Source organism: Ruegeria atlantica (assembly GCF_947495585.1).
Classification (GTDB): domain Bacteria; phylum Pseudomonadota; class Alphaproteobacteria; order Rhodobacterales; family Rhodobacteraceae; genus Ruegeria; species Ruegeria atlantica_G.
This window is the reverse complement of sequence record NZ_CANLZK010000002.1, coordinates 60,635-80,302: the sequence shown is the minus strand read 5'-3', so window position 1 is coordinate 80,302 and position 19,668 is coordinate 60,635. Positions and strand designations below refer to the sequence as shown.

The following is a 19,668-nucleotide window of genomic DNA, read 5'->3' as shown; positions in this document are numbered from 1 at the left end:
CCGCCCCTTTTGTCCTGCACTTGATCTTAGACAAAGACCGGACAGCGTTCGGGACGTAGACCGCGCGTAATACGTTCGGAGAATACTATGACCGGTTGGGCCTTCTTCCTCGCAGCACTGATCACCTTTCTTCTCAGCCACGCCATCCCGGTGAGGCCGGGTGTTCGCGGGCGGCTGATCGAAACATTGGGGCGCAAGGGATATTTTGCGGCATATTCCGTATTGTCCCTGTTGGTTCTCGCGTGGCTAATCGTCGCCGCAGCCCAAGCACCATATGTTGAGGTCATCCCGCCGCTTGCCATCTTTCGCTGGGCGCCACTCTTGGTGATGCCAATCGTGTGCTGGCTGGCTGTCGCCGGCATATCGATCCAAAACCCGTTCTCTTTTGGCGGGATGGGGCATCGCGCATTCGACCCCGAAAAACCGGGCATCCTGCGGACCACGCGTCACCCAATTCTCGCCGCTATGATGCTGTGGGCGGGGTCGCATCTGCTGGCCAATGGCAGCCTGTCACACGTGATCCTGTTCGGGCTTTTCACAGGTTTTTCGGCTTTAGGAATGGTTTTGATCGACAGCCGCAAACAACGCGATATGGGTATGGAATGGACTCGGTTGTCCCGCAATACAGGTCGTCTGTCGCTGCGCGCACCGCGTCCCTGGCCGCGCCCTTGGGTTTGGTTTGTTGCTATCGCCATCTTCATGGCCCTGCTTCATCTGCACGCGCCTGTGATCGGGTTGTCACCACTACCGTGAAGCAAGAGAGTGGCCGCGCGGGTACTTGCGTGCTATCTGGAATGTCACAAAACTGTACTATGGGGTCCTTAGATGCACCTGGCCTATGTTACTACCACTGATCGTGGCGCAACCGACCGCCTGCTGAGCGCGGTTGCCGAACACCTGCTATCCAAAGGCGCGAGTCTGGCAGGGGTGGTGCAAACCAACACCGAATGCGCCGACAGCAGCAAATGTGACATGGATGTCCGGGTTCTGCCCGAGGGGGAGACGATTCGCATTTCCCAATCGCTTGGGGAACAGTCACGCGGCTGCCGTCTTGACCCTGCGGCGTTGGAACAGGCCGTTGGATACGTGACCTCTTCGCTGGCCGACGCGCCGCAATTGTTGATCATCAATAAATTTGGCAAGCATGAGGCCGACGGACGTGGATTCCGCCCCGTAATCGCCGAGGCTTTGGCGCTGGATGTTCCTGTCCTTGTCGGTGTGAACGGGCTGAACAAGGAAAAATTCGATGAGTTCACAGGTGGCGCTGCCGAGCAGATCACGCCTGAACCTGAAAGCATCATTGCATGGTTCGACCGCATCACCGCGCAACGTGAGGCCGCGGCCTAAAAGAACTCCCGTTGGGTAAGCTTCTGTTTTCCTAACTTGTTTCGTGTCGCATGTGCTGCAATCCTCTTTCTCGGAGGAGACAGTGCATGTGGACCAACTGGGCCGGAAACCAGCGCACGGATACGCCAATAGCGCGCCCGACGTCGATTACTGAACTGCAAAAAGAGATCGCGCGGCCCCAAACCCTGCGGGTCTTGGGTGCGGGGCATTCCTTTACGCCGATCGTGGCCGGTGGTGACCGGATTGTGGACTTGTCGGATTTGGGCCTGCCAACGCTTGGCGATGCCCGGCAGGATCGGGTGTGGGTCAACGCCAATGCGCGGTTGCGGGATCTGTCACCGGCACTGGCGGACAAGGGGCTGGCGTTCCGCAACCTAGGGGATATCAACGCGCAATCACTGGCTGGTGCGGTGTCGACCGCGACCCATGGAACTGGGTGTGAACTGCCCTGCCTTGCGGCAGAAGTCACCGCTGCCCGAATGGTCGGGGCAAGCGGCGATATACTGACCACGGATGATATCCCGCTTGAGATGGTACAGGTCAGTTTGGGGATGCTGGGCGTTCTGACCGAAGCGCAGATTTCGGTCGTGCCAAAGTACAACTTACGTCGTCAGGTTCAGCTTGCCTCGGTCGAGGAAAGTCTGACCACGATGCACCAGAAATGGGCAGAGAACCGGAATTTCGAATTCTTCTGCATCCCGTTTACCGGAAAAACTGTCGAGCTTCGTCACGCCATCACTGATGCAGCCGAAAGCAAGGCGCCGCGCGATTTGGATATGATCGCTGTAAAGGTACTGAAACTTGCACGTAGCGCAGGGCGGATCAGCGAAGGGTTGCGCCGTGCAATGCTCAAAGTGCTGACGATGGCGCAGTCGGACGAGGATTACGTCGGTGAAAGCTGGCGGGTTTTGTGTAGCGACCGGCATATTCGTTTCAAGGAAATGGAATACCATCTGCCGCCTGACGTAGCTGGGGATGTTCTGCACGAGGTTCTGACGCGCCTGCAGCGCGATCACAAAGACATCTACTTCCCGATCGAGGTGCGCCAGACCGCAGGCGACACGGCCTGTCTGTCTCCGTTCCAGGGTGGGCCGCGCATTTCCATCGCCATCCACACCGACGCAGCCGAGTATCATAAACGGTATTTCGAAGCCATTGAGCCGCTATTTGTCGAAGCAGGGGGCCGCCCTCATTGGGGCAAAATGCACAATCTGACTTACAAAGACCTATCCGTGATGTATCCGGATTTTGACCGGTTTTGTGCCATGCGTGAACAGCTTGATCCACAGGGTAAGTTTCTGACCCCCGCGCTTGCTCGGCTGTTTCGACCATGAACGCGGCAGCCCTGAAAGATCTGTCAGATACCTTGCGATCACACGGGGTCGACAAGCCTGTCGTCGTAGTGGACCTGGACTTGTTGGACGCCAATTGTGTTGTCGCGAACAGGGTTGCGGACGCTGGGTTGGCCCGCAGGCTGGTCGCCAAGTCTCTGCCCTGTCTTCCTTTGTTGGATTTCATTCGCGAGCGCATCTCGACCTCTGGCCTGATGACGTTTTCCGAACCGATGTTGCAGGCGCTTTTGACGGCTGAGCCCGATACGGACCATCTGATAGGAAAGCCCTTGCCCGTCAGTACGGCTGCAAGGTTACTGACCACCAATCACGACGCGGCAAGGCGCGTTCAATGGTTGATCGATACCCCAGTTCGGCTTGGAGAGTATCTGGCTTTGGCTTCAGATCGCCAGATGTCACTTCGTTTGTCTTTGGAACTGGATATCGGTCTACACCGTGGCGGGCTAAATTCTCAGAACGTCGCAGAACTTGCCCAACAAACAATGGCGCACCCATACGGGCAGCTTGCCGGGGTCATGGGGTACGAGGCGCATTTGGTGAAACTGCCCGGCATTCTGCGCAACCGCGCGGTTCGGGCCAGTGCAGATGCGTTCAACGCAGCCGTCGCCGCTTTACCGCGTGACGAGGATGGGTTGTGTCTGAACACAGGCGGCAGCCTGACCTTTCAATCCTACCTTGCCGAGGGGGCCGCGAATGAGGTCGCATTCGGCTCGGTCCTGGTGAAGCCCGGCGATTTTGACCACGCCACGACGCAAGCGTTTGAACCAGCCGCGTTCATCGCGACGCCAGTTCTGAAAGTAATGCCGGGTAACGCATTACCGGGGCTGGAGCTCTTGCCCCGACAAAAAACAGATATTGCGATCTTTGGCGGCCTCTTCCTTGCCCAGCCGGTTTTCCCTGCGGGGTTTGGCTACTCAGAAGTCTTTGGCCGTTCAAGCAATCAGGAAGTGTGGACAGGCCCGCGTTCGGCAGACGTATCGCCGGGCGACATCGCACTGCTGCGCCCTGATCAAAGCGAGGCTGTACTGAATCAGTTCGGCACCATGCTAGCCGTCCGAGGTGGGCAGGTGGTTAGTGAATGGCCATGCCTGCCCAACTAGGCCGCGTTGCCGATAACAGGGTTTCAACGGCGTGCCTCAGATTCATAGCGCCCAGCTTATGTTAAGAAAATGCAACAGAGGTCCGCAATCGAAGGCCGTTTCGAGTAATAGTACCTGGATCGAGGGATCTGTATGCGATTGGAAAGTGGTGGGCGACCCTGGAATCGAACCAGGCGTGCGTCTCCGCGAGGGAGTTACAGTCCCCTGCCACACCTTGCGGCCTGTCGCCCACTGTCAGGCGTTGCACCTGACGTGGAGGCGTGATTACTAGCGCCTTGAAGAAGCGTCAACAGGAAAATTTGGCTTTGACGCAGGAAACCGAATTCCCGGCCCGGAGGCCCAAGAAATGAAGAAACCCAAGTGGGTCGTTGAAAAGGAACAGGCGCGCAAAGCTGCGGCGTCTGAAACCGTTTGGCTGTTCGGTTTGCATGCCGTTCGGGATGCTTTGATGAACCCGAACCGGCAGAAACTGAAACTGATTGTGACGCGGAACGCACGGGACAAACTGGCAGAAGCGATTGAATTTGCAGGGATTGAGGCCGAAATGGTCGATCCGCGAAAATTCACCGCGCCCATTGATCCCGGTTCAGTCCATCAGGGGGCTGCACTTGAGGTCAAGCCGCTGGATTGGGGCGGGCTGGCTGAAAATTGCATTGGGCGTGAGCATCCCAGGGTCATTTTATTGGACCGTGTTACCGACCCGCACAATGTTGGGGCGATTCTTCGCTCGGCCGAAGTGCTTGGAGCCAGTGCCGTGATCGGTACGCGGCACCATTCGGCGCCGGAGACGGGCGCGCTGGCCAAAACCGCGAGTGGAGCACTGGAGCGTCAGCCCTATCTGCGCGTGCGCAATCTGGCGGATACTATTGTCGAGCTGCAGAACATGGGCTTTCAGGTATTGGGTCTGGACGGTGAGGCCGAACAAACCATCGAGACGGCGTTGGGCGGCAAACTGGACCAACCTGTCGCGTTGGTGCTGGGGGCCGAAGGACCCGGCCTGCGGCAAAAGACCAAGGAAACTGTCAATCAACTGGTGAAAATCGACGCAGCCGGTGGGTTTGGTTCTCTTAACGTCTCAAATGCTGCCGCAATTGCCTTATATGCTTCAAGGCATCGATAGACAGGAGAGAGCCATTACCAGCCCGACCAAAATCGCTACTTGCTGTTACTGCGGAACGCGCGCTGCGTTGGTTCTGAAAGGGAAGCAACGCCACGAACTCAGCTGCTCTAGCTGTGGGGCCCCTTTGCATGACCTCAAGATGGTTCCCAAGCGCAAGCTGAGCAATGACAAGCCAAAGCGCGACAGCTACAAAACCGCTACCGCATACAAGTCCAAAAAGAAAAAGAAGAAAAAGGGGATTTTTGCGCGCGTCATTGATGAAGCATGGGATGTGGTCGAGGATATCTTTGACTGACGCGGGATAAAGCGACACGAGCGTTCACAACCGCGTTAATAGGGGTGTTTCGCGCGACAAAAGATTGCATTTTGATACCCTGAATTTGTAATCCTGAGCATGTGATGCCAATCAAACGTTTCATACTTGGCGCGATAGCCGCCGTTGCCCTTCTTTCTGCCGCCCAAGCACAGGACATGCCCGTCTTCTATGAGGCGGACGGTGCCGTCATGGCCGGCTACGACCCCGTCTCATATTTTCTTGAGGAAACGCCGGTCCGCGGATTGCCAGAATATTCTGTGATCTGGAAAGGGGCCGAGTGGCATTTCGCCTCGGCCGAGAATCGCGATCTGTTTGAAAGCAATCCTCGCGCCTTTTCCCCTCAGTTCGGGGGCTACTGCGCCTATGCCATGGCGCAAGGTATCTTAAAAAGCACCGATCCGATGCTTTGGGACATGGTGGAGGGCCGGCTGTACCTGACCCACTCGCCTGAGATTGAGCAGCTCTGGCGCGGAGATCGTGCAGAGTACATTCACATGGCCGAGGAAAACTGGCCTGTGGTGCTGTATCAAGACTAGGCGAAGTCCCGCTTTCTTCGATCTGTCATCAAAAAAATGCGACGCCCCTCTTTTTTTCTCTGAACTTATGCCTAAATGTCACAGTGACCGCGGAACGGAACTGCCGCGGGTCATTTCACTGTCCCTCGTTCCAACAACTGGCGCTCAGGTTTGACCTGAGCGCTTTTTTCTTTGCTGCGCCAAGTCTAGGGTGCCCGCATGCCGAATTACACAGACCCATTCCTGAAAGACATCCTGCGTTGCACCAAGGTGATTGCTGTGGTAGGCGTTTCGATGAACCCGGTGCGGCCCAGCTATTATGTCGCGCGGTATCTTTCACTTAAGGGATACACGGTGATCCCAGTGAACCCAGGTCATGCCGGGAAAGTACTTTTCGGGCAGACCGTTCGCGCGTCATTGTCCGAGATTACTCAGCCGGTCGATATGGTTGACATCTTTCGCCGTTCCGAAGCTGTTCCGTCAATAGTCGACGAAGCACTGTCTTCTTTTCCCGACCTACGCACGATCTGGATGCAGATCGGCGTTGAACACCCCGAAGCCGCAGCCAAAGCACAGGCGCGCGGCGTGGATGTGGTGATGAATCGTTGCCCTAAAATCGAATATCAGCGCCTGTTTGGCGAGCTGCGCATGGGTGGATTCGCGACCGGAGTGATTTCTTCCAGACTGTGAAGGTTAGCCGCCGACATACGGCAGCAATTCCCCGTATTGTTCCTGGCGGCGCTTTTCCAGAACAACGCTTCGGGGCACCCACTCATACTTGGTGTCTTCCACCAAGGGCGACCAGAACAGAACACCGCCGTACCGCCATGGGTCCAGCACCACGCCGTCATACATCGTCTCGCCCTTGCGGCTGATGATGGCTGTGCTGTGGTCGATTCTGAACTGGTTGTCCGCATTTGCTATCGCGCGGTGCAAGTCCAGCGTCCGGAAGTTCTCTTGCTTCAGCCGACGTTCGATATCCTCGGCCCAATGCCAACACAGCCCACGCGGGCGTAGACCCTTGTTGACCTTGGCATTGTGGATCAGCGGAGGGTCAGTAATTTCGTATTCCTGAACCAGTTGCGCGGTATAGGAATAGGCGATGCGGGCTGCGCGGTCGGCTTCTTCGGGGTCGATGTCGGGACCAAGGCTGCGGATTTCCGTTGCCAGTCGTTGAACTTCATCACCGGTCGAGCGCGGCGGTGCCGAACACGCGGTAATCATCACAAGCGAAAGCAAAGCCATTACACTGGCCAGAGCCTTGGTCATTCCGGCGTTCCTCGGTCGGTCCCACACTGATCCCTGACTATACAGGGCAGGGCGGCAGGACGGAACCCGCGCTTAGGTCTTTGGGCGTGATGCCTTTTCCGCGATTCCGCTTGTGCCCTGGCGTCGGGCCAACTCGGCCAAAACGTCATCCAGCGCCACGTCCCGCGCGGCCAGCATGACCAACAGGTGATAGAGGACATCCGCAGCCTCGGCGGTCAGCTTGTCTTTGTCGCCTTTGACGGCTTCGATGATGGCCTCAACAGCCTCTTCCCCGAACTTCTCGGCACATTTCTCTGGCCCCTTGGCCAGCAGTTTTGCGGTCCAGCTAGAGTCGGGCTCGGCACCTTTGCGGGTCTCAATTGTCGCGGCCAGATCGTGCAGGATGTTCATGTCAGCCTCATGGGGATGCCAGCCGCAGCCATGTGTTCTTTGGCCTCGCGGATGGTGTATTCGCCGAAATGGAAGATCGAGGCCGCCAGCACGGCACTGGCCCCGCCTTCTGTCACACCTTCGACCAGATGATCCAGGTTGCCTACGCCGCCAGAAGCAATCACCGGCACGTCCACCGCGTCCGAGATCGCGCGGGTCAGCGGCAGATTGAAGCCTGCCTTGGTGCCGTCGCGGTCCATTGAGGTCAAAAGGATTTCGCCAGCCCCTTTGGCGACAACGGTTTTGGCGAACTCAACCGCGTCGATACCGGTCGGCTTGCGGCCACCGTGGGTGAAGATCTCCCACTTGCCTGGGCTGGTTGTTTTTGCGTCGATGGCACACACAATACACTGGCTGCCGAACTGATCGGCAGCTTCTGCGATGACATCCGGATTGGCGACAGCGGCCGAATTGAAGCTGACTTTGTCCGCGCCAGCCAGCAACAGCGCACGCACGTCGTCCTTGGTGCGGACACCTCCGCCGACGGTCAGCGGAACAAAGCATTGTTCTGCCGTGCGCTGAACCACATCGAACATGGTGCCACGATTTTCATGGGTGGCATGAATGTCCAAAAAACAGATCTCATCCGCGCCTGCTGCGTCATAGGCTTTGGCCGACTCTACAGGATCGCCCGCGTCACGCAGGCCAACGAAATTGACACCTTTGACAACACGGCCATCGGCGACATCCAGACAGGGAATGATACGGGTTTTCAGCATACCGGCGTCCTTTGTTGGCGCACCTGTATCGGCAAAACCCCGCCTTTTCCAGTACCGTTAGGGCGCGTAGCGGAAAATGGCGGGGTCAGTTGAACCTTTGAAGCGGAATGTTTGCCGATTGGAAGCAAACGTAAGCTAGGTATTTGCGCATAGTCTTTAAACAAAATGAGCGCGGACAGTAGATTAGCCTTTTCGTTCGTCGACGGCTCATTCTCATTTGAGACCACGGGTTGCCATTTTATTGCTGTGGACAACGCCATCGACCCTGGGCTGATCGGGGCTGAGAATCATCTCGTGGGTTTTTTGCGTGCCATAATTGCGCAACGCTAGTAGGCCGCTTATCGCGATCATTCTACCAATGATGAGAAACCAGATAGGCCACAGGTTGTTGGTCGCCTGGCTACGCAAAAGGAGGCTACCAGCATAGAAAACACCAGAAGAGCAAGCAACGATCCGACGTTAACAGCGCTGTTGAGGAAATGGGGAGCGTCTTCTACAGGACCACACGACCACGAATACCATGGGTGAAGCACCGGCGCGTACCCAAGAGGAAGGGCAATTTTTAGTCCAATGCACTAAGGAAGTAACTTAAGGGGCCGCGGCACAGTGGAGTTTCCTGCTCGAGTTCGTTTTCGAACTATTGGCAAATTTAAAGCAAGCTTGGGTTGAGCAGCTTAAAACAAATGTCAAATGGAGCTATTGTTCTCGAGTGTGGGATAGTCCGCAGCGTGTGCGCCACCGTAAAAATCAGGTGCGCGGCAAGGCTTCGCCGATGCCGGAGATGTGATTGCAAGTTCGCGAAAAGCTGAGACAATTTGGATGAAATTTACAGAAGGAAACCCGATATGCGAAATATGATATTGGCAACAGTTTTGACTTTTGGAGGGGCGATGTCTGCCATGGCTGACGACATCATCAAGGTAAACACGAACAAATCGGTGCAAGAGGCGTTGGACGCGCTAGAAGCTGCCGTTGGCAATGCGGGCGCGACCGTCTTTGCACGCGTCGATCATGCAGCTGGTGCGGAAAAGGTCGGTCTGACCATCCCCGCCAATCAGGTTCTGATCTTTGGCAACCCGGCACTGGGTACACCCGCGATGCAGATTGATCCACGTGCCGGGCTTTTCCTGCCGCTCAAAGTGCAGGCATACGAAGACGAGACCGGGCAAGTCTGGCTGGCTTATGAGGACCCGAAAGAGACGATGGATGAGCTCGACGAAGTCGAGAAATCACCTGTCATCGAAAAGATGCGCGGTGCGCTTGCCAAGCTGACTTCGGTTGCGGCCGAGTGATCAGCTTAAGGCGCGAATGGCTTCGGAAAGGTCAATCGCGCCATCATAAAGCGCCCGGCCCGAGATCGCGCCGTCCAATGCCACGCCACAATCACGCAGGGCGATCAGATCATCCAGCGAACTGACCCCACCCGAGGCGATGACCGGGATTGACACCGCGCGGGCCAAATCTGCCGTTGCCCGGATGTTCGGCCCCTGCATCGCTCCGTCGCGATTAATGTCGGTATAGATGATGGCCGCAACGCCTGCGTCCTCGAAACTGCGGGCCAGATCGGTGACCTTCACGTTGGTCTCTTCGGCCCAGCCCTTAGTGGCCACCATGCCGTCGCGCGCATCGATGCCGACAGCAACTTTGCCCGGAAATTCCTTGGCAGCTTCACGCACCAGATCGGGGTTTTCGACCGCCACGGTGCCCAGAATCACGCGCGCCAGACCTTTGTCGATCCATGTCTCAATCGTGGACATGTCGCGAATGCCACCGCCCAACTGCGCGGGCACGTTGCATTCTCTCAGGATCGCTTCAACCGGGGCTGCGTTGACCGGCTCACCCGCGAAAGCGCCGTTCAGATCGACGAGGTGAAGCCATTCACAGCCTGCCTCGACAAAAGCACGGGCCTGTGCCGCCGGGTTTTCGTTGAACACCGTTGCCTTATCCATTTCACCACGCAGCAGGCGTACGGCCTGTCCGTCTTTGAGGTCGATGGCGGGGTAGAGGATCATGTCAGGCGGCCCTATATCTGATTTGTTCGCGCGGGATATCGCACATGCGGGGCAGGGGATGCAACGCGACGCCAAGTCAATCTTGCCGGAATTGCCCAGCCGGGCCAGACTGAGCAGAAATAAGGGAGGAAATCATGAAAACATTCACACTTGCAGCCGGGTTTGCGGTATTGGCCAGCGCTGCTTTTGCAGCCGATCCGGTTGACGGTCTTTGGAAGACTCAGCCCGGGGATACCGGTGGGTATCTACACGTTTCGATTTCGGAATGCGGCAGCGCGATTTGTGGCACCATCGACACCGCCTTTGACAAAGACGGTAATGAGCAGCTGGCGTATGAAAACCTCGGCAAGCAGATCATCTGGGATATGGTGCCCGATGGCGGCGGCAGCTATAGCGGCGGCAAGATCTGGGCCCCGGACCGGGACAAGACCTACAGCTCGAAAATGACGCTGGACAGCCAGAACAAGCTGACCGTCAAAGGCTGTGCTGTAGGCGGTCTCGTGTGTCGCGGGCAGGACTGGACGCGGGTTCAGTAACCGCTCAGGGCGTCCAGGTCAGGAAGTTCCCGATCATCCGCAGGCCCACATCCTGACTTTTCTCAGGGTGAAACTGCATCCCAACCATTGTGTCGCGGCCGATCACGGCCGTGACCTCCTGCCCATAATCCACAAAGGCCAGACGCTGCGCCGGATCGGTGACACGGAAATGGTAGGAGTGCACGAAATAGGTGTGATCGCCTGATTGCACCCCGGCAAAGACCGGGTGCTCGTTTTCCAGAACCAGATCGTTCCAGCCCATATGCGGTACTTTCAGCGCACTATCTGACGGCTCGATCCGCACCACATCACCTGCAATCCAGCCAAGACCGTCGGTCTCGCGATATTCGTGACCCTTGGAGGCCATCAATTGCATGCCGACGCAGATGCCCAGAAAGGGGCGGCCTTTCTGTTCGACGGCCTCGACCATCGCATCATAGATGCCTTTGTGCCCGCGCAGCTCATTCGCGCAGGCGGGAAAAGCGCCGTCACCGGGTAGAACCAGCCGGTCCGCGCGGGCAACCACCTCCGCGTCCGAGGTTACGACAACTTCACCCGCGTCCATCTCGCGCGCCATGCGCTGAAACGCCTTTTCGGCCGAGTGCAGATTGCCACTTTCGTAGTCGATAATGGCCGTCAGCATCTACAACGCGCCCTTCGTGGACGGAATCGCGTCCGCCTTGCGCGGATCGGTTTCGACCGCCAAACGCAACGCACGCGCGACGGCCTTAAACGCGGCCTCGGCGATGTGGTGGCTGTTGAAGCCGTGTAACTGGTCGATGTGCAGCGTGATGCCGCCGTGGGTGCTGAGCGCCTGAAAGAACTCGCGCACCAATTCGGTGTCAAAGTTGCCGATCTTGGGTGTCGGCAGGTCCACGTTCCAGATCAGAAAAGGACGCGCGGACAAGTCCAGAGCGCAGCGTACTTGCGCGTCATCCATGGGCAGGTGGCACTCGCCATAGCGTCGGATACCCTTCTTGTCGCCCAAGGCCTGTGTCAGCGCCTGACCCAGTGCAATACCGGTATCTTCGACAGTGTGGTGGTCGTCGATGTGGTAATCACCCTTGGCGCGGATCGTCATGTCGATCAGCGAATGGCGCGCAAGTTGGTCCAGCATGTGATCGAAGAACCCAACACCGGTTTGGTTGTCATAGGTGCCGGTTCCGTCAAGATTGACCTCGACCGAAATCTCGGTCTCGGCGGTTTGACGGCTGATCTTTGCGCTGCGCATGGGCGAATTCCTTTTGCTACAGGCGCGCTTATAGACGGGGATTGGTCGGCTTATCCAGACCAAGCGTTGCTTTCACTACAATCTGTTGCAGGGGATTGCGCCCGGTGACGTGCCATGCCAGCCTGCCGGAAACTCAATCAACAGGTCCAAAACATGTCCACCTGCGTTTTCATTCAGATCCGCTGCACACCCGGCACCACCTATAAGGTCGCCGAAGAGATCGCGCTGCGCGAGATTCACTCCGAGCTTTACTCGACCAGCGGCGAATATGACCTGCTACTCAAGCTCTACATCCCTGAAACCGACGATGTCGGTCATTTCATCAATGAAAACCTGCTTGTGATCCCGAATATCGAGCGTTCGCTGACCACTATGACCTTCAAGGCGTTCTGAGTCAGGCCGAAGCGTCGGACACGGAACCTTGTGGCGCGGCACTTGCCAAAATCGCGCCATTGCGCGCCTGCTGATCAGTTGTTCCTGCCCGGAGCAACTGATGCACACCGAACAATACCATCAGCGGAATGCCAAGCGAGACCAGATAGTTTTCTCCGGCCAATTGCGACCAAACCACACCGAAAGCGCAGACAATCAGCAAAACGGCAGAGTGCGTGTTTCTCTGTTTTGTCCCATTGGTCTGATAGTTCAGGAATCCGTTCGTTCTGAACAAGGTCAAAACGACACCCGTCAAGAAAACGCTCATAATAACGAGGGTCGCGATGTTCCCGGTCAAAATCGTCGCCGTGTCGCGATAGCCAAGCAAGATCAGGCATTCGATCAGTGGCGTGATAGCCACCATGAAGAGATTGATACCAAGTAAAATGGGCTGTGGACGCAGCGTTTTCCTGACATAGGTAACGCAAACCGAGGCGGCCAGAACCGTGCCGATCCACCCGGCCAATCGCATATCATCCGTGGCCCGAAACAAAAGCATGAAAACCACGCCCGGCAGATTCTCAAACATCTCGAGCAGCAACCGCTTTTGGGTATCGCTGGGCATTCTGTAGATTTCCTTTTTGTAAATGCGCTTTTGGAATGTCGATTGTGGGATGAAATTACCCCAGTTCAAATGTCGTGATGCCGTAAATCCGGTCCAGATCAGTGTCCGGTGCGTGGCTGGAATACATGCGACCTGTTTCGAAGACTTTGGTCAAACTCAACTGTTGCGCCATTGCCATAGCATGCGCGTTGGGGTTGGGCATGTCGATGAAGACCTCCGCATCCATCTGATCGGAGGGAAGTGTGGCCAGCAGTGACACTAAAAGGGCCTCTGCGATCTCGGGATTGTTCGCAAATAGGGGGCCGACCTTGTACCCGCTCAAACATCGCCGCAGGGTTGCATAGCCCTTGATCTGACCATCTTCCTCAAACACTCGAGAGATATGACTAGGCGCGTTCAGCCAGCCATGCAGAAACGTATCGCGCGGGGCAGGGAACAGGCCCCGATCATACGACCTCAGCTCATCCGACAGGGCGCCGAGGGGCGTGATTTGATCGTGAAGGGACCGGCCCAACTGGTCTAGAACTTCACCAACCGTGCCCGAAAAACGATAATTGTCATAGGCCAGCTCGAACCCGAATTTCCGATAATTGTCCTGCTGTTCGACGACACCGTCCATGCCCATGTTCCGGTGCTGGCAATGCGCCTTGACCGCCTCGGCAACCTGCAGCCCATATCCCGATCCGCGATACTCGGGTTGCACGATATAAAAGCCTAAAAACGAGTAGTTATCGTCATAATTCACAGCAGAGGCCGATGCGATCATCTGCCCATCCAGGAACCCGCCCTTAAATCCTTCGGGGTCGGAACCGCGAAAGCAGACCGCGTCGTGTAACCCCGGGTTCCAGCCTTCCCGGCCGGCCCAATCGACGGCCGTTTGTACTTCGTCTTCAGTCAAAGCGCGAATAACGTATTCTGGCATCAGCGCACCTCTGTTGTGATTGCGTGCCATTCGAGAATGCCGCAACACCAGACAAAGAACCAGCATGTTCAGAGAGGTTTGTATCTGGAGCGGGCGAGGCGATTCGAACGCCCGACCCTAACCTTGGCAAGGTTATGCTCTACCCCTGAGCTACGCCCGCATCAGATACATATTTTCGACCTTTCGGTCTCTCAATGGAGCGGGCGAGGCGATTCGAACGCCCGACCCTAACCTTGGCAAGGTTATGCTCTACCCCTGAGCTACGCCCGCGCCGTTGAGTGAGGAGGGGTGTATTAATTCCCACGCAGGGCTTCAAGCGGAAAAAACAAAAAAGAGGAAAATTCTTTGCGACGGAAACGCGCCTCTTAACCGTTCAAGAACCAGAGCATCCAAGAATAAGAACGGTGGAGGTGACGAAAATGACGTATACTAAGGATCTGAAGATGGCGGCCCTGGCGGCGATGATTTTGCTGGCTACGGCGGTGTCTGGCAAAGGCGAGAATCGAATGGGCGAAGTCGAATCAAATTTTACGGAATCCCCTCGAATCGAAACGCGGATTTTGGCGGGGTAATCCCCGCCATCTGGTTCACAGCGCCATCAAAAGGCTGGCTATGGCTGCTACCACAATCACGGCGAAGGTCAGCAACATGCCGATCTGGCGCAGAATCACGATCTGCGGTTTGCGGCCGAACCCATAGGCATGCAGCACGCGCCCGGCCACAATGCCAAGGCCCAACAGATTGACCAGCCAACCACCGGCGCCCTGCAGCTCGACCATGGCGATAAGCAACAGGGCAAACGGTGCATATTCGGCAAAGTTGGAATGCGTGCGCATCACCTTGAGCATGTCGGTGTTGCCACCATCGCCGTAAGAAATCTTGTCGCCGCGGCGCTGCATGATGACCCGCACACTGAGCGCGACATAGAGAAGTGCCAGCAATGCGGCATAGACTGGGGTGATGGACAGCATGGTCTGCTCCTTTCAGGATCAAAAAAGGGCCGCCCGGTTCCCCGAACGGCCCTTGTTCCCGAAAAGGTTAGGTCGTTTATTCCAGTTCGACCAGTAGGTCCTTTGCGTCAATCTGGCTGCCCGGCTGAACGTGCACGGCCTTGACCGTCGCATCGCGCTCGGCGTGGATGCCGGTTTCCATCTTCATAGCTTCGATGGTCAGCAGCATGTCGCCTTCCTTGACCTCCTGGCCCGCAGTCACGGCAACGGTGGCCACCACGCCGGGCATCGGTGCGCCGATGTGGTTGGGGTTGCCTGCCTCGGCTTTGGGACGCGACTGCGTGGTTGAGGTCACCAGACGGTTTGGAACCCGGATCACGCGCGGTTGGCCGTTGAGCTCAAAGAACACTTTGACCTCACCCTTTTCATCGGTCTCACCGATGGCCTGACACCGGATTTCCAGTGTTTTGCCGGGATCGATCTCGGCCGTGATCTCTTCGCCGGGTTCCATGCCATAGAAGAAAGTGCGCGTGGGAAGTGTGCGTACAGGTCCGTAAGCCCGGTGACGCCCCATGTAGTCAAGGAACACCTTGGGATACATCAGATAGCCGTTCAGATCCTCATCATCGACTTCTTTGCCCTCAAGCTGTTTGGACAGGTCCGCCCGGGTTGCTTCCAGATCGACTGCAGGCACGTCTTTGCCGGGGCGGTCGGTGTTAGGGGCTTCATCCTTGAGCACCTTCTTGACGATGGTGTCGGGGAAACCGCCCGGAGGTTGACCCAGATTGCCGCGCATCATGTCGACCACCGAGTCGGGGAAGGCCACATCCGTATTCGGGTCTTCGACCTGTTCACGGGTCATGTTCTGGCTGACCATCATCAGCGCCATGTCACCGACCACCTTGGATGACGGTGTCACCTTCACGATGTCACCGAACATCCGGTTCACGTCGGCATACATCTGAGCGACCTCGTGCCAACGTTCTTCCAGCCCCAGCGAACGCGCCTGCGCCTTGAGGTTGGTGAACTGACCGCCGGGCATCTCGTGCAAGTAAACCTCAGAAGCCGGAGCCTGCAGGCTGGATTCAAAGGCCGCGTATTGCTCCCGGACCGCTTCGAAGTAATCGCTGATCTCACGGATCGCCTTGATGTCCAACCCGGTGTCGCGCTCGGTATGGCGCAGTGCTTCGACCACGGTGCCCAGCGTCGCTTGCGAAGTGTTGCCCGAGAAGCTGTCCATCGCGCAATCCACGGCGTCCACGCCCGCCTCAGAGGCGGCGAGAATGGTAGCGCTGGCGATACCTGCGGTGTCATGCGTGTGGAAGTGGATTGGCAGGCCGACCTCTTCCTTCAGCGCCCGGATCAGGATTCTGGCCGAGGCCGGTTTCAATAGACCGGCCATATCCTTGAGGCCAAGAATATGAGCCCCAGCGTCGCGTAGCTCTTTCGCCATGCCGACATAGTATTTCAGGTCATACTTAGCGCGGTCTGGGTCCAGAATGTCACCAGTGTAACAGACAGTGCCCTCGCAGATTTTGCCGTTCTCAACCACGGCGTCCATCGCGACGCGCATATTCTCGACCCAGTTCAACGAGTCGAACACACGGAACACGTCGATGTTCTGCGATGCCTGACGCACGAACTCTTGCACAACGTTGTCAGGGTAATTGGTGTAGCCGACCCCGTTTGCGCCGCGCAGCAGCATTTGGGTCATCAGGTTCGGCATCGCCTCGCGCAGGTCGCGCAGACGCTGCCAAGGGCATTCCTGCAAGAATCGGTAGGCCACATCAAATGTCGCGCCGCCCCAGCATTCAACCGAGAACAGCTGCGGCAGGTTAGCGGCATAGGTCGGTGCCACTTTGATCATGTCGATCGACCGCATCCGGGTCGCCAGCAGCGACTGGTGGCCGTCGCGCATGGTTGTGTCGGTGATCAGAAGCTGGCGCTGCGCCTTCATCCAATCAGCAACGGCTTGCGGGCCTTTTTGTTCCAGCAGGTTGCGAGCGCCCATCTGCGGTTCGGAGTTCGGTGCCGGGGGCTTTGCGTCTTTCAGATCAGCGCGCGGTTCGGGGCGGTCCTTGGTCTCGGGATGCCCGTTCACCGTGATGTCGGCGATATAGGTCAGAACCTTGGTGCCGCGGTCGCGGCGGCGTTTAAAGGAGAACAGATCCGGCGTCGTGTCGATGAATTTGGTCGTATATTCATTCGACAAGAAAGTCGGGTGTTTGAGCAGGTTGATGACAAAGTCGATATTGGTGCTGACGCCGCGAATTCGGAATTCACGCAAGGCGCGGTCCATCCGGGCAATCGCAGCCTCGGGTGTCGGCGCCTTGGCAGTCACTTTGGTCAACAGCGAGTCGTAAAAGCGCGTGATCACACCCCCCGCATAAGCGGTGCCGCCATCCAGACGGATGCCCATGCCGGTGGCCGAGCGATAGGCGGTGATACGACCGTAGTCGGGGATGAAGTTGTTCTGCGGGTCCTCGGTCGTGATCCGCGTTTGCAACGCGTGACCGGTCAGATGCACATCCGACTGGCTTTTTGCGCCGGTGGCCTCGGCAAGGGTTTTGCCTTCGGCGATCAGGATTTGCGCCTGAACGATGTCGATACCGGTGACTTCCTCGGTGACGGTGTGTTCAACCTGCACACGCGGGTTCACTTCGATGAAGTAGAACTTGCCGGTTTCCATATCCATCAGGAATTCAACAGTGCCAGCGCATTCATAATTCACATGGGCGCAAATCTTGCGACCCAGTTCGCAGATCTCGGCGCGCTGCTCTTCGCTCAGGTAAGGAGCAGGAGCGCGTTCGACTACCTTCTGGTTTCGGCGCTGGACCGAGCAGTCGCGTTCATACAGGTGATAGATCTCACCATGCTTGTCGCCTAGGATCTGAACCTCGACGTGACGCGCGCGGATGATCATCTTTTCCAGATAGCCCTCGCCATTGCCGAATGCAGCCTCGGCCTCGCGACGGCCTTCCAGAACCATCTCTTCCAGTTCATCCTCGGACAGGATCGGACGCATCCCGCGTCCGCCACCACCCCACGACGCCTTGAGCATCAGGGGATAACCGATTTCTTTTGCCTCGGCCCGGATCGCATCCATGTCATCGCCCAGAACCTCGGTCGCCGGGATCACAGGCACACCCGCTGCGACGGCCACGCGGCGTGCGCTGGCCTTGTCGCCCAAGGCGCGCATGGTTTCCGCCTTCGGGCCTATAAAGGTGATGCCGTTCTGCACGCAGGCATCGACAAAGTCCGGGTTCTCGGACAGCAGGCCATAGCCGGGATGGATCGCGTCTGCCCCACATTCTTTAGCGACGCGGATGATCTCATCGATGCTCAGGTAGGCGGCAACAGGCCCCATCCCTTCGCCAATGCGATAGGCTTCGTCCGCTTTGAACCGATGCAAGCCCAGCTTGTCTTCTTCGGCAAAGACGGCAACGGTGCGTTTGCCCATCTCATTGGCGGCGCGCATCACGCGAATGGCAATCTCGCCTCGGTTGGCGATCAGGATCTTGGTGAATTCAGTCATGTCGAGTCCCGGTCCTACTTGTTTGGCCGTGTTGATAGGCGGACAATACGCGCACGTATATCAGTCGTTCTGGGTAGAACCGGCATGTTAACGCTCGCAAACGCCCCCTGTTAGCGCTATCTTTTTAATAACGCTGCATTGCGGCATGAACAAGTGGTGTGATGGGCGGTAGGTGATTCAGCGACTCAGCCCCCATTTGGCCCATATTTGCGTGCATATCCTGCCGCAAAATGTCGATGACATGGGCAGGGCCTTTGGCGCCAAGGGCGGCCAGCCCATACATGAAACCACGGCCCAGCATCACGAAATCGGCCCCTAGGGCCTTGGCACGCAAGATGTCCAGACCACCTTCGATCCCGCTGTCGAAGATCAGGGGCAGGTCGGTGGCCGCGCGGATTGCCGGCAAGGCATCGATACCGGCGGGGGCGCCATCGAATTGTCGTCCGCCGTGATTCGATATCCAGATGGCGTCGACGCCAGCCCGCTGCAATGGCTCGGCATCTTCAGGGCGCTGCACGCCTTTCACAATCAGCGGGCCATCCCAGGCATCGCGCAGCCAGTGAACATAGTCCATGTCCGGAGACGTGCGGAGCAGATACCCAACATGGGCCGTCGGCGGCAAGTTGCTGGAGTTGTCCGTATACTTGTCCAGTGTCCGCATCCGCGGCGGCCCGCTGCGCGCTATTCCAAGCGCCCATTCCGGCCGCATCGCGATCTGGGCCAGAAGGCGCGGCGTCAATCTCGGTGGGTTGGTCAGCCCGGAACGTGTCTGACGTTCGCGTCGGGATGCAACCGGGACATCTGCCGTCATCACCAGTGTCGTAAAACCAGCGTTCCGAACCCGATCCAGCAGGTCCTTGCGGATGTCCGGGTCCTTTGGTGGATAAAGTTGAAACCACGCATTGTCACCCAGATGCGGCGCGACGTCCTCAGGGCTTTGGCAGGCAACGTTGGATAGGGTAAAGGGCAGCCTGGCGTTTGCGGCAGCGCGGGCAAGATGAGCTTCGGCATCAGGCCAAATCAAGCCTGCCATACCGATCGGGGCAACGCCGAACGGTAATGGGTAGGTCTGACCTAGGAACTCGGTCGAAGTGTCAAATTCCAATGGTCCGTGCAGGATAGACGGCAGGAAGCCGACGCGGTCCAAACCGTCGCGATTGCGACGCAGCGTGGCTTCAACCCCGGTTCCGCTGTCCAGATACTCCCATACAAAATGAGGTATCCTGCGCTGGGCGCGGTGTTTCAGATCGGCAATGCCGGGAAAACGACTATGAAGGTCCATGGGGATTGATCCGACCTAAGGCGCGATTCGGCAAGG

Annotated in this window: 23 protein-coding genes and 3 tRNA genes; 12 read left to right on the top strand and 14 right to left on the bottom strand. The window is 57.4% G+C overall.

Going from position 1 to position 19,668, the window contains the following annotated elements; genetic code table 11:
• Window positions 1-87 precede the first annotated feature (87 nt).
• The 4 genes from QMP16_RS06140 to QMP16_RS06125 all read left to right on the top strand — a co-directional run bounded on the left by QMP16_RS06140 (window position 88) and on the right by QMP16_RS06125 (window position 3,799).
• The gene (locus QMP16_RS06140) at window positions 88-753 is read left to right on the top strand and encodes an NnrU family protein (RefSeq protein ID WP_282151641.1); all 666 of its coding nucleotides are present in this window, start codon (window positions 88-90) and stop codon (window positions 751-753) included.
• A 72-nt stretch (window positions 754-825) separates the two neighbouring features.
• On the top strand, window positions 826-1,347 hold the full coding sequence (locus QMP16_RS06135) for a DUF2478 domain-containing protein (RefSeq protein ID WP_282151640.1): 522 nt from the start codon (window positions 826-828) through the stop codon (window positions 1,345-1,347).
• Between the two features lie 86 nt (window positions 1,348-1,433).
• Window positions 1,434-2,681 carry a D-arabinono-1,4-lactone oxidase gene (locus QMP16_RS06130; RefSeq protein WP_282151639.1) on the top strand — a complete coding sequence of 416 codons (1,248 nt, stop codon included), beginning with the start codon at window positions 1,434-1,436 and terminating at the stop codon, window positions 2,679-2,681.
• Window positions 2,678-3,799 (top strand): alanine racemase, encoded by a 1,122-nt coding sequence (locus tag QMP16_RS06125; protein ID WP_282151638.1) that lies wholly within the window; start codon window positions 2,678-2,680, stop codon window positions 3,797-3,799. The genes QMP16_RS06130 and QMP16_RS06125 overlap by 4 nt, the downstream gene beginning before the upstream one ends.
• Before the next feature lie 146 nt (window positions 3,800-3,945).
• On the opposite strand, the gene QMP16_RS06120 is transcribed toward QMP16_RS06125, so the two are convergent.
• Window positions 3,946-4,029, bottom strand: a tRNA-Tyr gene (locus tag QMP16_RS06120).
• A 116-nt stretch (window positions 4,030-4,145) separates the two neighbouring features.
• On the opposite strand from QMP16_RS06120, the gene rlmB reads away from it, so the two are divergent.
• The 4 genes from rlmB (at window position 4,146) to QMP16_RS06100 (ending at window position 6,440) form a co-directional block, all read left to right on the top strand.
• Window positions 4,146-4,919 carry a 23S rRNA (guanosine(2251)-2'-O)-methyltransferase RlmB gene (rlmB, locus tag QMP16_RS06115; RefSeq protein WP_282151637.1) on the top strand — a complete coding sequence of 258 codons (774 nt, stop codon included), beginning with the start codon at window positions 4,146-4,148 and terminating at the stop codon, window positions 4,917-4,919.
• A complete protein-coding gene (locus tag QMP16_RS06110) occupies window positions 4,900-5,214 on the top strand; it encodes a hypothetical protein (protein WP_200833257.1) in 315 nt (104 codons plus the stop codon). Before rlmB ends, QMP16_RS06110 begins: the two co-directional genes overlap by 20 nt.
• Before the next feature lie 104 nt (window positions 5,215-5,318).
• Window positions 5,319-5,771: a YHS domain-containing (seleno)protein gene (locus QMP16_RS06105; protein ID WP_282151636.1), complete on the top strand. Its 453-nt coding sequence runs from the start codon at window positions 5,319-5,321 to the stop codon at window positions 5,769-5,771.
• A gap of 198 nt (window positions 5,772-5,969) precedes the next feature.
• Complete coding sequence (locus tag QMP16_RS06100) at window positions 5,970-6,440, top strand: CoA-binding protein (RefSeq protein WP_282151635.1); 471 nt, start codon at window positions 5,970-5,972, stop codon at window positions 6,438-6,440.
• 3 nt (window positions 6,441-6,443) lie between these two features.
• On the opposite strand, the gene QMP16_RS06095 is transcribed toward QMP16_RS06100, so the two are convergent.
• The 3 genes from QMP16_RS06095 to hisF form a co-directional block, all read right to left on the bottom strand.
• On the bottom strand, window positions 6,444-7,019 hold the full coding sequence (locus QMP16_RS06095) for a hypothetical protein (RefSeq protein WP_282151634.1): 576 nt from the start codon (window positions 7,017-7,019) through the stop codon (window positions 6,444-6,446).
• A gap of 72 nt (window positions 7,020-7,091) precedes the next feature.
• On the bottom strand, window positions 7,092-7,409 hold the full coding sequence (locus QMP16_RS06090) for a phosphoribosyl-ATP diphosphatase (protein WP_282151633.1): 318 nt from the start codon (window positions 7,407-7,409) through the stop codon (window positions 7,092-7,094).
• On the bottom strand, window positions 7,406-8,167 hold the full coding sequence (gene hisF, locus QMP16_RS06085) for an imidazole glycerol phosphate synthase subunit HisF (RefSeq protein ID WP_282151632.1): 762 nt from the start codon (window positions 8,165-8,167) through the stop codon (window positions 7,406-7,408). Before hisF ends, QMP16_RS06090 begins: the two co-directional genes overlap by 4 nt.
• An 845-nt stretch (window positions 8,168-9,012) precedes the next feature.
• Between hisF and QMP16_RS06080 the strand changes: the two genes are divergently transcribed.
• Window positions 9,013-9,459, top strand: a complete 447-nt coding sequence (locus QMP16_RS06080) for a DUF302 domain-containing protein (protein ID WP_282151631.1) — start codon at window positions 9,013-9,015, stop codon at window positions 9,457-9,459.
• Here QMP16_RS06080 and hisA read toward each other — a convergent pair whose 3' ends face one another.
• The gene (gene hisA / locus QMP16_RS06075) at window positions 9,460-10,179 is read right to left on the bottom strand and encodes a 1-(5-phosphoribosyl)-5-[(5-phosphoribosylamino)methylideneamino]imidazole-4-carboxamide isomerase (RefSeq protein WP_282151630.1); all 720 of its coding nucleotides are present in this window, start codon (window positions 10,177-10,179) and stop codon (window positions 9,460-9,462) included.
• 134 nt (window positions 10,180-10,313) lie between these two features.
• Here hisA and QMP16_RS06070 point away from each other — a divergent pair, with 134 nt between their 5' ends.
• On the top strand, window positions 10,314-10,715 hold the full coding sequence (locus tag QMP16_RS06070; protein WP_058274317.1) for a DUF2147 domain-containing protein: 402 nt from the start codon (window positions 10,314-10,316) through the stop codon (window positions 10,713-10,715).
• A gap of 4 nt (window positions 10,716-10,719) precedes the next feature.
• Here QMP16_RS06070 and hisH read toward each other — a convergent pair whose 3' ends face one another.
• Both hisH and hisB read right to left on the bottom strand, forming a co-directional pair.
• Window positions 10,720-11,358 (bottom strand): imidazole glycerol phosphate synthase subunit HisH, encoded by a 639-nt coding sequence (hisH, locus tag QMP16_RS06065; protein WP_282151629.1) that lies wholly within the window; start codon window positions 11,356-11,358, stop codon window positions 10,720-10,722.
• Window positions 11,359-11,946: an imidazoleglycerol-phosphate dehydratase HisB gene (hisB, locus tag QMP16_RS06060; RefSeq protein WP_282151628.1), complete on the bottom strand. Its 588-nt coding sequence runs from the start codon at window positions 11,944-11,946 to the stop codon at window positions 11,359-11,361.
• Window positions 11,947-12,099: 153 nt separating this feature from the next.
• Between hisB and QMP16_RS06055 the strand changes: the two genes are divergently transcribed.
• On the top strand, window positions 12,100-12,339 hold the full coding sequence (locus QMP16_RS06055) for an Lrp/AsnC family transcriptional regulator (protein WP_058274459.1): 240 nt from the start codon (window positions 12,100-12,102) through the stop codon (window positions 12,337-12,339).
• A 1-nt stretch (window position 12,340) separates the two neighbouring features.
• Here the strand turns inward: QMP16_RS06055 and QMP16_RS06050 are convergent, their stop codons facing one another.
• From QMP16_RS06050 to QMP16_RS06035, 4 genes are all read right to left on the bottom strand, one after another.
• Entirely contained in the window at window positions 12,341-12,943 is a 603-nt protein-coding gene (locus tag QMP16_RS06050; RefSeq protein ID WP_282151627.1) for a hypothetical protein, read from the bottom strand.
• Between the two features lie 55 nt (window positions 12,944-12,998).
• Entirely contained in the window at window positions 12,999-13,895 is an 897-nt protein-coding gene (locus QMP16_RS06045; RefSeq protein WP_282151626.1) for a GNAT family N-acetyltransferase, read from the bottom strand.
• A gap of 55 nt (window positions 13,896-13,950) precedes the next feature.
• Window positions 13,951-14,025, bottom strand: a tRNA-Gly gene (locus QMP16_RS06040).
• A 35-nt stretch (window positions 14,026-14,060) separates the two neighbouring features.
• Window positions 14,061-14,135: transfer RNA gene (locus tag QMP16_RS06035), tRNA-Gly, on the bottom strand.
• Window positions 14,136-14,284: 149 nt separating this feature from the next.
• On the opposite strand from QMP16_RS06035, the gene QMP16_RS06030 reads away from it, so the two are divergent.
• Complete coding sequence (locus tag QMP16_RS06030) at window positions 14,285-14,437, top strand: hypothetical protein (RefSeq protein WP_282151625.1); 153 nt, start codon at window positions 14,285-14,287, stop codon at window positions 14,435-14,437.
• 15 nt (window positions 14,438-14,452) lie between these two features.
• Here the strand turns inward: QMP16_RS06030 and QMP16_RS06025 are convergent, their stop codons facing one another.
• From QMP16_RS06025 to QMP16_RS06015, 3 genes are all read right to left on the bottom strand, one after another.
• Complete coding sequence (locus tag QMP16_RS06025) at window positions 14,453-14,836, bottom strand: MAPEG family protein (protein WP_282151624.1); 384 nt, start codon at window positions 14,834-14,836, stop codon at window positions 14,453-14,455.
• Between the two features lie 76 nt (window positions 14,837-14,912).
• Window positions 14,913-18,350 (bottom strand): pyruvate carboxylase, encoded by a 3,438-nt coding sequence (locus QMP16_RS06020; protein WP_282151623.1) that lies wholly within the window; start codon window positions 18,348-18,350, stop codon window positions 14,913-14,915.
• Between the two features lie 124 nt (window positions 18,351-18,474).
• Complete coding sequence (locus tag QMP16_RS06015) at window positions 18,475-19,632, bottom strand: alpha-hydroxy acid oxidase (RefSeq protein ID WP_282151622.1); 1,158 nt, start codon at window positions 19,630-19,632, stop codon at window positions 18,475-18,477.
• Between the last annotated feature and the right edge of the window lie 36 nt (window positions 19,633-19,668).